Origin of the sequence: Fibrella aestuarina BUZ 2, from assembly GCF_000331105.1 — a bacterium.
In the GTDB taxonomy this organism is placed as follows: Bacteria; Bacteroidota; Bacteroidia; order Cytophagales; family Spirosomataceae; genus Fibrella; species Fibrella aestuarina.
The window spans coordinates 1,943,959-1,959,970 of sequence record NC_020054.1 but is presented as its reverse complement, the minus strand read 5'-3'; the positions used below and the strand labels follow the sequence as shown (position 1 = coordinate 1,959,970).

Annotated in this window: 8 protein-coding genes; 7 read left to right on the top strand and 1 reads right to left on the bottom strand. The window is 57.6% G+C overall.

From position 1 onward, the window contains the following. Window positions 1–42 precede the first annotated feature (42 nt). Complete coding sequence (gene sov / locus FAES_RS07900) at window positions 43–7,635, top strand: T9SS outer membrane translocon Sov/SprA (protein WP_015330682.1); 7,593 nt, start codon at window positions 43–45, stop codon at window positions 7,633–7,635. 232 nt (window positions 7,636–7,867) lie between these two features. Beyond that, a complete protein-coding gene (locus tag FAES_RS07895) occupies window positions 7,868–10,366 on the top strand; it encodes a zinc-dependent metalloprotease (protein WP_015330681.1) in 2,499 nt (832 codons plus the stop codon). Window positions 10,367–10,454: 88 nt separating this feature from the next. Here the strand turns inward: FAES_RS07895 and FAES_RS07890 are convergent, their stop codons facing one another. Continuing rightward, entirely contained in the window at window positions 10,455–11,942 is a 1,488-nt protein-coding gene (locus FAES_RS07890) for a mandelate racemase/muconate lactonizing enzyme family protein (RefSeq protein ID WP_083891471.1), read from the bottom strand. Between the two features lie 126 nt (window positions 11,943–12,068). Here FAES_RS07890 and FAES_RS07885 point away from each other — a divergent pair, with 126 nt between their 5' ends. The 5 genes from FAES_RS07885 to FAES_RS07865 all read left to right on the top strand — a co-directional run bounded on the left by FAES_RS07885 (window position 12,069) and on the right by FAES_RS07865 (window position 15,921). Further along, complete coding sequence (locus tag FAES_RS07885; protein WP_041257657.1) at window positions 12,069–12,989, top strand: RraA family protein; 921 nt, start codon at window positions 12,069–12,071, stop codon at window positions 12,987–12,989. Between the two features lie 83 nt (window positions 12,990–13,072). Next, complete coding sequence (locus tag FAES_RS07880; RefSeq protein ID WP_085950697.1) at window positions 13,073–13,528, top strand: GNAT family N-acetyltransferase; 456 nt, start codon at window positions 13,073–13,075, stop codon at window positions 13,526–13,528. A gap of 90 nt (window positions 13,529–13,618) precedes the next feature. Further along, window positions 13,619–14,197 (top strand): TetR/AcrR family transcriptional regulator, encoded by a 579-nt coding sequence (locus FAES_RS07875; RefSeq protein ID WP_015330677.1) that lies wholly within the window; start codon window positions 13,619–13,621, stop codon window positions 14,195–14,197. A 73-nt stretch (window positions 14,198–14,270) separates the two neighbouring features. Next, entirely contained in the window at window positions 14,271–15,116 is an 846-nt protein-coding gene (locus tag FAES_RS07870; RefSeq protein WP_015330676.1) for an SDR family oxidoreductase, read from the top strand. Between the two features lie 214 nt (window positions 15,117–15,330). Then, on the top strand, window positions 15,331–15,921 hold the full coding sequence (locus tag FAES_RS07865) for a TetR/AcrR family transcriptional regulator (protein WP_015330675.1): 591 nt from the start codon (window positions 15,331–15,333) through the stop codon (window positions 15,919–15,921). The last annotated feature ends 91 nt before the right edge of the window (window positions 15,922–16,012 follow it).

The window sequence follows — 16,012 nt, the reverse complement described above, 5'->3', positions numbered from 1 at the left end:
TAAATCTACTGCCTTGTTTATTCTTTTGATTATACACCAGACATGGTGAAGCGTTTTACCGGCCAACCCTTTTCTTTTCCAGCAAGTTACGCGCCTGTCAGACACCGCGACGGGCGTTGGCAGTATACCTTTTGCCTGGTGGTATCGCTTACTTTGTTGCTGACGATCGGTAGCCAACAAGGCCGGGCGCAGCAAACGCCCCGGCGGGGACGCAACACACCGACCGCCCCGACGCGCACCCCTGAGCAGATCAGAGCCGCTAATGATTCGGCGCGGGCCGCTGCCAGAGCCATCGCCCAGGAACGGCAGGATAGCCTGCGGGCTGTCAAAAACGCCAACCGCCGCCCAACCCTCCGGTGGAGCGACCGCTACGCCACCCGCTTTTCGGAACGGCTGCCCCGCTCGCCCTACCAACTGCGCGACCCCCGCTCGCTGAATACGGACTTCCGCCTGCTGCCCGACAAGTCGATGACCATCAACGAACGGCTTGCTCCTCGTCCCGGCGTTGGCAACGTACCCGGCGATTCGCGTGGCAACGTACCTGCGGCACCCAGCCCGATCATTGCCGCTCCCATTACCACGCCGTCCAACAGCCTGACCGGCAGTCCCTCGCGCCCGATAGGCCTACCCTACCGCCCCGGCGAGGTCATTCCGTATTCGGAGTTCAACCGGTTGCAAAACGAGCGCATCGAAGATCGCCTCTTCCGCGAATATGCCGCCCGCCGCGATGGGCAGAGTGCCGTCAGCGGCCGGGGCTTGATCCCGAAACTGGAGATGCCGCCCATTCTGGACCGGATCTTTGGCGGGAACAACATCGACTTCAAACCCAACGGCTTCGTCTCGCTCGACCTGGGCTACCTGCATCAGTTTATCGACAATCCGGCCATTCCGGTGCGGCTACGGAGCCAGGGAAACATCATTTTCAACGAGCAGATCAGCATCAACTTCAACGGGCAGGTGGGTGAGCGGCTGGGGCTGCTGGCCAACTTCGACACGAAAGCCAGTTTCAACTTCGAGAATGCGTTAAAGGTTAATTACCGTCCGCAGGGTCTGATTCCGGGCATTGGGGCCAACGGCCTGCCTAACCTGCCGCAGGTGCCTGGCCTGCCCAATCTGCCCAGCTTCGGCAGTGTGCAGCCTAATCAGCAGTTACCGTTTACGCCCCAAAACGAGAGCATTCTGCAAAACGTGGAGGTTGGTAACCTGAGTTGGAACCTCAACAGCCAGCTCATTCCCGGCGTGCAAAACCTGTTCGGGATCAAGCTGCAAACGCGCTTCGGCAAGCTGAACGCCACCACGGTGCTCTCGCAGCAGCGGTCGAGGCGGCAGGAGATTGTCCTGCGCGGCGGCATTGCTAACCGTCAGTTTGAAATCAGGGCCGACCAGTACGACGAAAACCGGCATTTCTTTCTGTCGCAGTTTTTCCGATCCAACTACGAACGCTCGCTTAAGAGCCTGCCAGTGCCGACCTCCGGCGTGACGGTGACGCGCCTTGAAGTGTACGTAACCAACCGCACCAACACCACCGATCAGCTCCGCAACATTGTCGGGTTTGCCGATCTGGCCGAACCCGCCCCGTTTAACAGCAGCAACCCGGCCATCGGCAATGGACTCGGGGGTGGTTCGCCCGCCAGCAACGGGGCCAATGCGTTATTCACGTCCCTACGCAACAACCCTACTGCCCGGCAGGTCGACCAGACGACCGATGTGCTCGACAACACGCTCCGGCTTCAGAAAGGCACCGATTACGACCTGCTTCGCGGGGCCAAACGTCTGACCGAGCGCGAGTATCGCTTCAATCCCGAGCTAGGTTACATCTCGCTCGTGACGGCGCTACGGAACGACGAAGTGCTGGCGGTTTCGTATGAATACACCTACCAGGGCAAACGCTATCAGGTGGGCGAACTCACCGAAGACTACCAGAGCGAAAGCGAAGACCGGGTGATTTTCCTGAAGCTCCTGAAATCGTCAACCATTCGGAACAACCTGCAAAACCCGATGTGGAACCTGATGATGAAAAACGTCTATTCGTTGAATACGAATAACGTGGCGCGGCAGGGCTTCCAGTTTCGGGTGATCTACAAAGACGATCAGACGGGCATCGACAACCCGACCTTGCAGGACGTACTGGTAGGTGTGCCGCTGGTGCAGGTGTTTAACCTCGACCGGCTCAATCAGCAACTCGACAACCAGCCCGATGGCAACTTCGACTACGTGGAAGGGTTCACCATCGACAGCCGCAACGGTAAGATTTACTTCCCCGTGCTGGAGCCATTCGGCAACTACCTCGCGCAAAAGATTGCGCAGGCACCCGACAACGGCGGCAACGCGGCGCAATTGCAGAGTAAATACGTATTCAGCGAGCTCTACCGGACCACGCTGGCCGATGCCCAGCAGGTTGCCGTCAAAAACAAGTTTTTCCTGAAAGGGTCGTTCCAGTCGGCGCAGGGGCAGGGTCAGGATTTGCCTTACGGCGTCAAGCCCGAATCGGTGCAGGTTTCGGCCGGTGGGGTGCCGCTGGTGCCGGGGCAGGATTACGTGGTTGATGCGCAACGGGTACGTATCCTCAACGAGAGCGTGAACAATTCGGGTCGCGAGATTCGGATCAGCTACGAACTGCCCGACCTGTTTCAGAATCAGGTACGTACCCTCATCGGCACGCGCCTCGATTACCGGCTGACACCCGAAATCAACTTTGGCGTGACGGCCATGAACATGCGCGAAACGCCCGCGGGCTTCCTGACGCGCGTGGCCATCGGCAACGAGCCGGTCAACAACACTATGCTTGGGTTCGACGTGAACCTGCGCCGCGACTCACCTGGCCTGACCCGCCTGCTCGACCGGCTGCCACTGATTCAGACCAAAGAATTGTCGGCGATTCAATTTACGGGTGAGGTCGCCGAGTTCATTCCCGGCGTGTCGAAGCAGGTGAATAACAACGCCTTCATCGACGATTTTGAAGCCACCCGCACCATCTTCGACCTCACCCGGCAACCCAACCGCTGGCGCCTGGGGTCAACGCCGCAGGACTTCCCGCAGGGCAGCACCAACTCGCTCGAATCGGGGTACCGGCGGGCGCGCATTTCGGCCTACAGCATCGACCAGACGCTCTATCTGGGCGCCAACGCAACCGGTGGTGTCGACGTGGGTACTGTGCCCAACGACGACAATATTTTTGAGAAGCCGTTTCTGCCCAACGAGCTGTTTCCGGGCCGGTCGATCCGGCAGATTCAGTTGCCCGAAAACATCCTCGACATTGCCTATTTCCCGGCCGAACGGGGCATGTACAACTACAACCCCGACCTGACCCCCAACGGTACGCTGAAAAACCCGCGGCAGAATTTTGGGGCCATCACGCGGGCCATCACGTCGGATGCCGATTTCGACAACGCCAACGTCGAGAACATCACGTTCTGGATGATGAACCCCTTTAGCGGGCAGAACAACCTGGTGCGCGGCAACCCCGACAACACGTTCCCGAACCAGCGGCCCGGCTCAGGTACGTTGCATTTCAACCTCGGCGACATTTCGGAAGACGTCGTCAAAGACGGTCGCTACAACTTCGAAAATGGGATTCCCATCGATAGCAGCAATATCCGGCTGGGTGGTGGTACGGTCGAAACGGTTTGGGGGAAAGCGCCCCGGCAGCAGTTCGTCACGCAGGCGTTTACCAATCAGGCGGGGGCACGGCCCAAGCAGGACGTTGGCCTCGATGGGCTGAGCAACGCCGAGGAGCAGGCCAAATTCAAACCGTTTCTGGATGCGGTACGAGCTAACGTAACCAACCAGGAGGCGCAACGGCGTATTCTGGCCGACCCCTCGGGCGACGATTTCCAGTTCTACCTGGGCCAACAGGCCGACTCGCTGAAGTACATCGTGGCCCGCTACAAGCAGTACATGGGTATGGAGAACAACTCACCCGAGAGTGCCAACGACCTCAACAACCTGACCACGCCCGCCTCGTCGATTCTACCCGATATTGAAGACCTCAATACCGATAACACCATCAACGAAAACGAGGCCTATTACGATTACCAGATCGACATCAACGAAAACTCGTTTCAGGTTGGGAACCGCTACATCATCGACAAAGTGAGTGCCTCCGGGGCCGACTGGTACCTGTTCCGCATTCCGGTGCGCGAGTTCAACCGCCGGGTGGGCAACATCAACGGATTTAAGTCGATCCGCTTTTTCCGGATGTACCTGACCAACTTCGAGCAGCCCGTAGTGCTGCGGTTCGCGCAGTTGCAGATGGAAGCCAACCAGTACCGCAAGTACAACGGCGACCTCACGCAGGTGGGCTTGCAGGAAGTACCCGAGCCCTACGACGCCCAGTTTAAAGTGTCGGCGGTCAACGTGGAAGAAAACAGTCAGGGGGGCACGACCAAATACAAGTACGACGTGCCACCGGGCTTCATCCGCGACGTCGACTACACGCAGCCTAACAACAACGTGCAGCTCAACGAGCAGTCGATGGCCCTGAGCGTAACTAACCTGCGCGACGGCGACTCGCGGGGCGCGTTCCGCAACACCAACTTCGACTTTCTGTTCCGCGAACGGCTGAAGATGTTCGTGCACATGCACAGCCCCGATCCGCAGATCGACGGGCAGGTGTCGGCTTTTATCCGAATCGGGACCGACTACACGGAGAACTACTACGAGATTGAGGTACCCAACCTGAAATCATCGCCGATTGGGGATATTCCGTCGGATCAGATCTGGCCCTATCAGAACGAATTGGACATCGCCTTCAGTGAACTCACCGACCTGAAAGCGGCCCGGAACAAAGCCCTGACGCGCCAGACCCGACTGCCCTTCACACAGCCGTCGCAGTTTCCGGGGCCGGCCGGGCAACGCTACCAACTCACCGTGGTGGGTAACCCCGACCTGAGTTCGGTGCAAAGCATCATGATCGGGGTACGGAACCCGCGCGTGGCTGGCGGCGACGAACAGGCGAAGACCTTCACGATCTGGGTAGACGAACTGCGGGCCTTTGGCATCACGCAGAAATCGGGCCGGGCGGCCATTGGCGCGCTGAATTTGCGCATGGCCGACGTGGCCACAATTACGGCCTCGGGGCGGTATTCGAGCGCGGGTTTTGGCGGCGTACAAACCAAGCCCACCGACCGGACCCGCGAAGAAACGACCGAGTATGGGCTATCAGCGGCGTTGTCGATCGACAAGTTTCTGCCCGCCAACTGGGGGCTGAAGATTCCCGTTTACGTCAACTACGACGCCCGCCTCATAACGCCGCAGTTCAATCCGCTCGACCCCGACACCCCGCTGGAGCAGTCGTTGGCCAGCCTGCCCGAAGGCAACGTACCCAGCCCGGCCGAGTACCGGAAGCTAGTGCAGGACAACACCATCCGACGCGGCATCAACTTCTCGAATGTGCGGAAGATCCGGCTCAACCCCGACGCGAAAGCCCGCCCCTGGGACATCGAAAACTTCGGGTTCAACTACGCCTTCAACGACATTCGCCGTAGCAACATCCTGACCGGCGAATACCTACAGGAGCAGTATCGGGGTGGGTTTACGTACAACTTCACGAGTCAGCCGCGAGCGTTCGAGCCGTTCCGCAATGTGAAGAGTCTGGAGCGTAAATACCTCTATTGGCTGCGCGATTTTAACCTGACGCTCTTGCCGACGGTGGTCTCCATACGGGCCGATATGGACCGGAGCTTTATCAAAACGCAGCTTCGTAACAGCGACCTGACGACCAATGGTATTCCGGCGCAGTTTGAGAAATACTTCCTCTTCAACCGGTACTACGACATCACCTGGAACTTGACCAAGAACCTGGTGGTGAGCTACCGGGCGGCGGCCAACGCCATCATCGACGAACCGCAGGGCGATATCAATACTGAAGCCAAGCGCGACTCGGTGTGGCGGAGTGTGCAGGGGTTGGGGCGGATGAAAAACTACCAGCAGACGATCAATACCACCTACCGGGTGCCGTTCGACAAGTTCCCGATCGTGAACTGGATACAGGCCGATCTGGCCTACAACATCGGGTATCAGTATCAGGCCAATTCGTTTGGCATCAGAGATTCGCTGGACATTCCGTTTGGGAACACGATCCGTAACAACCGTGAAATCGGCATCAACGGGCGGGTCGATCTGGTGTTGCTCTACAACAAGATCAAGTCGTTGCGCTGGGCCAATACGCCCAATGCGCCGAAGCTGAACTTTGCCCGGAACCCCGGTAGTATTCAGGAGATCAACCCCGGCGGTAACCGACTGGCCAAAGCCTTCGTGCGCGCGCTGCTCACGGTGCGGGGCATCAACGTCAACTACAGCATTCAGGAAAACACGGTGTTGCCGGGCTTCCTGTCGTCACCGAGTTTGTTTGGGCTCGATAAAAGCGGCGAGCCGGGGCTGCCGTTTGTGCTGGGTGATCAGAACCACGACATTGCCGCCCGGCTGGCGCGGAAGGGGCTGCTGTCGCCGAGTATTGTGCAGAACGCGCCGTTTACGCAGTCTATCACCCGGAAGTTCACGGCCAACACCACGCTGGAGCCTTTCCGCGATTTCCGCCTGAACGTAAACGCCAATTACAACCGCTCGGATAGTTATCAGGAGTTTTACCGGCCGGCCCTGCAAGGCGCGCAGTTTAGTAGTCAGGCACCGTTGCGCAATGGCAGCTACAGTATGTCGTACCTGTCGTTTGGCACCACGTTCGTGAACCTCCGCCCCGACAATACCTCACCCATTTTCGACCGGTTCGAGAGCTACCGCGACATCATCCTACGCCGCCTGCAAGCCGACAACCCGGCCGTGCGCGAAAACCCCAGCGCTTATAACAAAAACTCGCAGGACGTGCTAATTCCGGCCTTTTTCGCGGCCTACAGCGGGCAGAATCCGCAGTCGGTGAAATACTCGCCGTTCTACAGCATTCCGTTCCCCAACTGGGACCTGAACTTCAGCGGCCTGAACCGCGCCAAGCCGTTCAACAAGCTGTTCAGTTCCTTCAACCTCGTGCACCGGTACGTGTCGAACTACAGCGTGGGCAACTTTACGTCGTCGCTCAGCTACGAGGCGCAGTACGTGAACCTGGCCGTGTCGGGCTACCCGTTGTCGCGCTACATCAACAGCGGCGACCCGATCAACCCCACTACGGCGGGCAACTTCATCCCCGTGTTTGTGATGAGTCAGATCAGCATGACCGAGCGATTTGCGCCGTTCGTGGGGGTACGTTTCCAGACCCGCAGCCGCTGGAATGGCGCGCTCGAATACAACCGCTCGCGTGATGCCGCGCTGAACCTCTCGAACGCGCAGGTGGCCGAAGTAACGACCAAAGACGTAACGGCCTCACTCGGTTTCACCAAGCAGAATGTGCGCCTGCCGTTCCGCATCAACGGGGCCGTGCGTCGCCTCAAAAATGACCTGACGTTTAACCTCGCCCTGACCCTGCGCGACACCCGCACGATTCAGCGCAAACTCGACGCCGAGCAGACGATCGTGGCGGGTAACGTCAACTTCCAGTTGCGCCCGCAATTGAGCTACGTGGTGAACCGCCGCCTCAACGTCAACTTCTACTTCGACCGCACGTTCAACGACCCGCTGGTGTCGAACAACTTCATCCGGGCCACCACGGCGGGCGGCGTTCAGGTACGTTTCAACCTGGCGGAGTAAGTACTTAACTACAAACTTATAAGGTTTTAGACGGGGGCGCCCAGCCCTTATGGGTTTAAAAAAGCGGATCGATTAACTAACTGATTCATGCCCTGCATTCCGCCTTTGTCGATGCGGTAAACATCGTCGAAAACGAGTCTTTTCAGGTAGATAGGCGGGTCATAAAAGGCAGCTAATCGGCGCGGAGCGTCTGTTTTGGGCGTATTTTGCCTACTTAACCGACTTCTTTACCATGCGCTTCTGTTACTCGGCTCTGCTTTGGCTGCTGACGACTTCGCTTTTCGCCCAGCCCAATGCGCCTGCTGCCTCCCCAACCATCGCCTCCTTCACGAAGGATATGGACAAACGGGCGGGCTTTCTGACTTTTTACTGGGACGCCAAGAAAGGCAAAATCTGGCTCGAAATCGACCGATTCGGGCAGGAAATGCTCTACTACCCTACACTGGCGCAGGGCGTTGGCTCTAACGACATCGGCCTCGACCGGGGCCGATTGGGTGCCGAACACGTGGTCAAGTTTGAACGGAGTGGCAACAAGGTGCTGCTGATCGAGCCAAACTACGGTTACCGCGCGCTGAGCCGCGATTCACTCGAACGGCGGGCCGTTGCCGAATCCTTTGCGCAGTCGGTGCACGCGGGCTTTGAGATCGCCGCTGAAGATGGCCAGAGAGTACTGGTCGATCTGACGCCGTTTCTGATGCAGGATGCCGTGGGCGCCGTGCAGGCCATCGCCCAGACCCGACAGGGATCGTTTCGGGTCGATGCGAGCCGTTGCGCCATGTATTTGCCCCATACAAAGGCCTTTCCGCAGAATACAGAGTTTGAAACGACCATTACGCTGACGGGCGACTCACCGGGCCAGTACCTCCGGCAGGTGGTGCCAACGCCCACCGCCGTGACCATGCGGCAACACCACTCGTTTGTGGAACTGCCCCCACTCGATGGTTCCTACCAGCCCCGCCTGTTTGACCCGCGCGCGGGCCTGAACAACATCGAGTTTTTCGATTACGCCACGCCCGTCAGCCAGCCCATCATTAAGCGCTACATTGTTCGGCACCGGTTGGCGAAGAAAGACCCCACGGCGGCCATCAGCGACCCCGTGAAACCCATCATCTACTACATGGATCCCGGCGCGCCCGAGCCCATCCGGCAGGCACTGATCGAGGGGACGAGCTGGTGGAATCAGGCCTTCGAGGCGGCGGGGTACCGCAATGCGTTTCAGGTAAAACTGCTGCCCGCCGACGCCGACCCAATGGACATTCGGTACAACCTGATTCAGTGGGTACATCGCTCCACGCGCGGCTGGTCGTACGGCATGAGCATTGTCGACCCGCGTACGGGCGAGATTTTGAAAGGAAAAGTGACGCTGGGTTCGCTCCGGGTACGTCAGGATTACCTCATCGCGCAGGGGCTCACCGCCCGGTTTGAGAACAACAGCGCCGATACCGCCGCTCTGATGCCGATGGCCCTGGCCCGGCTGCGGCAGTTGGCGGCGCATGAAGTGGGCCACACGCTCGGCCTGCCCCACAACTACATTGCCAGCACGGTCAACCGGTCGTCGGTGATGGACTACCCGCACCCGCTGGTGGGCATTCTGGCCAATAATAAACTCACGCTCGACAGCGCCTACGCCACTGGTATCGGGGCCTGGGATAAAGTGGCCATTACGTACGGCTACCAGGATTTCCCAAAAGGCACAAATGAGAAAGCCGCGCTCGACAAACTGATCGATGATTACGTGAAGAAGGGACTGAAATTCCTGAGTGACCAGGATGCCCGCCCCGAAGGCAGCGCCCACCCCGACACGCACCTGTGGGACGGTCAGGCTGACGCTACTGACGAACTGGCGCGCACGCTGGCCATTCGCCGGATCGCGCTGGATCAGTTTGACGCGCGCAAGATTCCGGTGGGGATGCCGATGGCTACGCTGGAAGAAGTGCTGGTGCCGATGTACATGTTTCACCGCTACCAGACCGAAGCCGCCAGCAAAGTGGTCGGTGGCGTGCTCTACAGTTACGCCCTGCGCGGCGACGGGCAGGTGGTGGCCGAGCCGGTACCGGCCGCCCGGCAACGCAAAGCCATCGACGCGCTGGTTGCCACGCTGCAACCGCGCATTCTGGCGCTTCCCAAGGGCATTCTGTCCCTGATTCCGCCGCGGGCGTTTGGCATTGATGCCAACCCGCGGGAGGTGTTCAAACGCCATACGGGCCTGACATTCGACCCGATGGGCCCGCCCGAAGCCGCCGCCAACCTGACGCTCCGGCTGTTGCTCAACCCTGAGCGCTGCGCCCGGCTGCTCAACCAAAAAGCGATGGATTCGGCCATGCCCGGCTTCAGCGACCTGCTGACGAGCCTCATCAACGTAACGTTTGAACCGATGCGTCGCAACGCGGGCGAGGCACGTACCTACGACGAGGCCATTCAGCAACTGACGAGCCGCCGCCTGCTCGAAAGCCTGATTGCGCTGGCCTCCGACAAAGAAGCCGATGGCCGGGTACGTTCCGTGGCGCACGACGCCATCCAGCACATCCGATACAAATACCTCACGCAACGGTCTACCGATGCGCCGTTCAACTACGTCGTGAGCGATACGTCGCCTAACCAGTTACTCTGGCTCATTCAGCAGTACGAACGCAACCCGCAGCAACCCGCCGTTGCCAATACCCCACTCGCCGCCCCCGATGGCGCGCCCATCGACCCCGGCTACGATTGGCTGGACTGCGAGAAGGAATAAAGAGCGAAAGAGACAAAGAGTGAATGGCTGACGCATCTATTATCTGGCTTCAACCATTCACTCTTTGTCTCTTTCGCTCTTTACTAATCTAGCTCCACTCCCGATCCCACGAATCTTTCGTGTTCCAGACGTCGGTGGGCGCAAACCAGGTTGAGCCTTTCTTGAGGAATTTTTTCGCAACGTCTTCGTTCAATTCCACGCCTAGGCCAGGCTTGTCGGGGACCTTCACGAAGCCTTTTTCCACGATGGGTTTCAGGCCCGTAACGATGTCCTCCCAGCCGTCGACGTCGACACCGTGGTGTTCGAGTGCCACGAAGTTTTCGGTGGCGGCGGCGCAATGCACGTTGGCCATCATACAAATGGGCGAACCGGCAAAGTGCATCGCCATCGGAATACCCGACTCCTCGGCGTAATCGCCGATTTTTTTCGTTTCCAGAATCCCGCCCGACGACGCCAGATCCGGGTGAATCATGTCGACGGCGCGCTTGTCGATGAGCTTGATGAACTCCTCTTTCAGGAAAATATCTTCGCCCGTCAGCGTTGGGGTATCAATGGCATCGGTAATCTGTTTCCACTGATCGCCGTAGAACCAGGGCACGAGGTCTTCGAGCCAGGCCAGCCGGAACGGTTCCATCGCCTTGCCCATCTGAATCGCCGTATTGACGTCGAAATGGCCAAAATGGTCAGCGGCCAGCGGCGTATCGTAGCCCACAATGTCGCGCACCCGCCCGACGTGTTCAGCCAGTTTATCGATGCCTTTCTTCGTGACCTGAATGCGGGTAAAGGGGTGGCGGGTCATGCCGTAGTTGCCCACTTTGCTGGTCTGGCTGTTGCCGTATTGGTTGGCCACGTCCCAGACATCGCCGCCCACGAGCATGCCTTTCTGCCCGGCCAGCATCCCGATGCCGAAGTCCATCTTCAAAAACGTGAAACCCTGATCGGCCCGCTTCTTCATATTGACGGCAAAATCGTCGTAGGTTTTGCCCTCGGGCGTATCGGCATACACGCGCACGTAGTCGCGATATTTACCGCCAAGCATCTGGTACACAGGTACGTTGTAGGCTTTACCGGCCAAATCCCACAGCGCCATCTCGACGCCGCAGACGCCGCCAGCCGCCCGGCCATGACCACCAAAAGGCTTAATGAGCTTGAACAACTGCTCCACGTTGCAGGGGTTTTTACCCAGCAGCCTCGATTTCAGCATGAGTGCGTAATTGGGGCTGGCGCCGTCGCGCACTTCGCCCCAACCAACCAGCCCCTGATTGGTGTCGATGCGGATGATCGGGCTGGTGAACGGCACGCCCGCCAGGTGGGCAATGCGCAGATCGGTAATTTTCAGGTCCGATGGCGCCGCCAGCCGGTTGACACGTTGCGTGGTAAATTCCAATTCCTGATCAACTGCAAACGGGCTTTTTAGGCGGTCGAACACCAGGCCTACCGACAAACCACCCAAGGCCGACTTCTGAAGAAAATCGCGGCGTGAGGGAGGCGTGGCAGACGAAATGACCGGTGGTGTCGACGCGATGGCTGGTCGGTCGGGGGCATGTCGGAGTAGGTCGAGTATGGCTTTCTTCATAGTAAGGGACTGGGAATGAGCGCCTGCCAAGGAGGGGCGACGCATTTCTCTCAAAACCCGTTACTGCCAGTATTTTACTTAATACCCAATCTTTTACTGGTAAAATACCAAACGCCTACTGGCTTGATGAAAAATCTATTCCTAACCACCTTGTTCTCGGCCGCTCTGCTCCCGGCTGTTGCCCAGATTGAACTCCCCAAAGACCAACTCCAGTTTTACACCGCCAGTTGGAAAGGCGAACGCACGCCCGACGGCCGCCCGCGGGTATCCGATGCCCTGTTGAAACGGCTGAAAAATGTGTCGCTCGAAGAAGCTTGGGGCATCCTGCGCAACGAGGGCTACAACAATCAGTTCGATGGCAACTGGCAGATCATCCGCCCCAGCGAGCCGATGGTGGGGCGCGTACTCACGGCCCAGTACATGCCCAGCCGCCCCGACATGGAGAAGCCGATTAAAGAACTGGGCAAGACGCAGGGCCGCAAGGGAAATACCAACTCGTGGCCCATCGACATGCTTCAGAATGGCGACGTGTATGTGGCCGATGGCATGGGTAAAATTGTCTGGGGTACGCTCATCGGCGATAACCTCGGTAACTCCATTTTTGCCAAATCGAAAACGGGCATCATCTTCGACGGCAGCGTGCGCGACCTCGAAGGGCTGGAGGCCATTGAGGGTTTCAACGGCTGGGTACGTGGTTTTGACCCCAGCTACATTCAGGATATGACCATGACCTGCGTCAACTGCCCCATCCGTATTGGCCGGGCGATTGTGCTGCCGGGCGACGTCGTGCTGGCCAAAAAAGAAGGCGTGGTGTTCATCCCAGCGCATCTGGCCGAAAAAGTCATTCTGAATTCGGAGTTCATCTCGCTACAGGACGGCTTCGGGCATCAAATGTTGCGCGAGGGTAAGTTCACGCCCGGTCAGATCGATCAAACCTGGACAGCCGACATCAAGCAGGCGTTCGTTAAGTGGATCGACGCTAACCCCGACAAGGTACCGATGCCCCGCGCCGATCTCGACAAACTCCTGAAAGACAAAAACTGGTAGCGACGATCAGAAAAGAATACGATAAAATGGGTGTTGTTAAGGCACCAACGGGTGAGTTGACAGCGCCCATTTTATCGTTTACCATGCTCCGCCCCGCAACCTCCGACGACCTGCCCTTCGTGTATGAAAGCCTGTGTGACCTGGAGGAAACCACCCTCCCCTACCCGGCCTTCGAGCGTATTTACCACGCTAACCTGAGCAACTCGGCCGTCAGGTACGTGCTTGCCGAAGCGGACAACGTACCGGTGGGGTTTGCCAGTTGCCATGTGCAGTTGCTGCTTCACCACGCCGGGCCGGTAGCCGAGATTCAGGAGCTGTACGTCCGGCCCGACTACCGCAGCCAGGGCGTTGGTCAGCAGCTGATCGAGTGGTTTATGGATGAAGCCCGGCAGGCAGGCTGGGTTCACCTCGAAGTGACCTCGAACCGAAAGCGGCAACGTACCCACGCGTTCTATGAACGGCTGGGACTTGTCTGGACAAGCCACAAATTCGTCTGGAAGCCAGATAGCCACTTTGACGAAATGGGTTCTACGCCATAAGTTGGCAGAACCTAAGCTGATTATTTTTTCATTTTTACTCGTAAGTGAATTTTTATTCACTCAATTTTGCCCTGTCAAGTTCATAAAGCGATGCGTACGAAAGACGAGGCGAAAGAGATTCTAATTCTGGAAACGGCCTTGCGGCTAATTGCCCAAACGGGTTTGGCGGGCCTTAAAATGGCGGACCTGGCTCGGGAAGCCGGGGTAGCTACGGGCACGGTCTATATCTACTTTGCCGATAAGCCCGCGCTGATCAGTCGCCTGTACGTATATCTCGTTCGATTGGCGTGGCGCGACCTTACCGCCGGGGTCACCGAATCGGACCCAGTCCGGATTCAAGTGCAGAAAATAGCCCGCAACTATTTGAATGAGAACATAAATCGACCAGAGTTTAACGCCTTTTTTGAGCAGTATTATCGGTCGCCTTTTTATGTAGAGACCGATCAGACCCAAACCGCCGAGACGACTGCTTTGCAACCGATCTACGACGTCATCCGACGCGGGCAGGCCGAAACGGTCATCAAAGACCTCGACCCCGATCTGCTCGTTACGCTGGTTTGTGGGCTGCTCAACGAAGCCGCCAAGCAACCACTTTACACAGGCAAACCGTTTACTGACGCCGACTGGGACGCCACTTTTTCGGTGCTCTGGGACGGTATAAAACAGTAATCAGCTAGTGCTTAGGGTCGATAAGTCGGCCTATTTTTTACTCCTAAAAATGAATAAATAATCAGTATACATCATGAAAAAGACCGTATTGATCACGGGTACGTCGTCGGGCATCGGCCGGGCAAGCGTCCGATATTTTGCGCAACAAGGCTGGAATGTAGCGGCTACCATGCGCTCGCCCGAAAAAGAAGCGAACCGGGGCGCCGACTCGCTGGGTACGTTGCCCAACGTACAGCTTTTCCGGCTCGATGTGCAGGACACAGCCTCGATCCGGCAGGCAATTGCCGATGCACGCGCGGCGTTTGGTGGCATCGATGTCATCATCAATAACGCGGGGTACGGGGCCGTCGGGCCGTTTGAGGCGGCTACCCCCGCTCAGATTCAGCAGCAGTTCGACACCAACGTGTTCGGTGTTATGAACGTCATTCGGGAGATACTGCCTTATTTCCGGGAACGGCGCGGGGGTAGTATTCTGACCGTCACGTCGATGGGGGGGTTGATTACGTTTCCGATCTATAGTATCTACCATGGCACAAAATGGGCGGTAGAAGGCTTTACCGAAGCGCTGTCATTTGAGCTGAAACCCTTTAACATTCGGGTGAAGAATATTGAGCCGGGCGCCATCAAAACCGATTTCTACGACCGCTCGCAGGACGTGCTGACCCAACCGGGCCTCACCGATTACGACAGGTACGTTGCCGTCACGATGGCCAACTCCCAGCAGGCGGGCGCCGATGCCCCCGGCCCGGAGGTGGTCGCCAAAACGCTGTTCGACGCCGCCAACGACCCATCGGACCGGCTGCGTTACGTAAGCGGCAACAGCCAGACCCGCGCCCTGCTGTTCATGCGCCGGGTGTTGCCACTCAGGTGGTTTCATGGCCTTGTCAAGCGCGTGGTCGAGAAGGGTTATCAGGCCTAAGTTTGGTGTACCAGCAACGCCAGGCGCGGATGAACGCTCATGAACGGGTAGGCCCGTTGCCCGGCCTACCCGTTCCTGCGTCGCAAGCAGCGCGTGACTAGTCGACTCAGATACGCTTGGTATAGGCCCTCAAATGGGTCGACAAAAAAATAAGCGATTTCTCTTGCTTGAAAAATATACCTTTTAGTACATTTGCAGCACGATCTACAAGGCGATGCTAACGAAGGCAGAAAAGACCAAGCAATTCATTCTGGAAACGGCTGTTCCCCTTTACAATACAAAAGGGATAGCGGGTGTTAGTATCGATGACGTGCTGGCGGCTACCAAACTGACAAAGGGTTGCCTGTACGGGCACTTCCAGAGTAAAGAGGATCTTTCTGAACAGGTTATTGCCCTTTCGCTCCAAAAGATCACCGACAAAATGCGAGTGGCCGTGGCCGGTGGCAAGACGGTCAGAGCAAAGCTCTTTGCCTTTCTGGATTTTTACAAAGACCCCATTCACACGCATATTCCAGGCGGATGCCCTATTTTCAACACGGCCGTCGAAGCAGACGATCATTACCCGGCCGTCAAAGAAAAAGTGGCGGCTGTTATGCGGGCTGGCCAACAGGAACTGACCTATCTGTTCGAAGAGGGCATCCGAAATGGCGAATTTTCGAGCAGGCTGAATGCGCCGGTGATGGCCTTTAAACTGGTTGCAGCCATTGAAGGTGGCTTGATGATGTGCCGAACGATGGACACCATCAAACCGATGCACACCCTGATCAAAAGCCTGAAAGACGAACTCGACCAATACAAAACCTAATTTTTTTTGCCCTGAAATAGACCATTTAGTCTATTTTAAATTGACTCAAAATAGACTAAATGGTATAAAATAAGATGCTTTTTGGGGCGAT

Coding starts and splice junctions, on each gene's coding strand:
- FAES_RS07895 (WP_015330681.1), top strand. CDS start 7,868: ATGCGCTTCTGTTACTCGGCTCTGCTTTGGCTGCTGACGACTTCGCTT.
- FAES_RS07880 (WP_085950697.1), top strand. CDS start 13,073: ATGCTCCGCCCCGCAACCTCCGACGACCTGCCCTTCGTGTATGAAAGC.
- FAES_RS07865 (WP_015330675.1), top strand. CDS start 15,331: ATGCTAACGAAGGCAGAAAAGACCAAGCAATTCATTCTGGAAACGGCT.
- FAES_RS07890 (WP_083891471.1), bottom strand. CDS start 11,942: ATGAAGAAAGCCATACTCGACCTACTCCGACATGCCCCCGACCGACCA.
- FAES_RS07870 (WP_015330676.1), top strand. CDS start 14,271: ATGAAAAAGACCGTATTGATCACGGGTACGTCGTCGGGCATCGGCCGG.
- FAES_RS07885 (WP_041257657.1), top strand. CDS start 12,069: ATGAAAAATCTATTCCTAACCACCTTGTTCTCGGCCGCTCTGCTCCCG.
- sov (WP_015330682.1), top strand. CDS start 43: ATGGTGAAGCGTTTTACCGGCCAACCCTTTTCTTTTCCAGCAAGTTAC.
- FAES_RS07875 (WP_015330677.1), top strand. CDS start 13,619: ATGCGTACGAAAGACGAGGCGAAAGAGATTCTAATTCTGGAAACGGCC.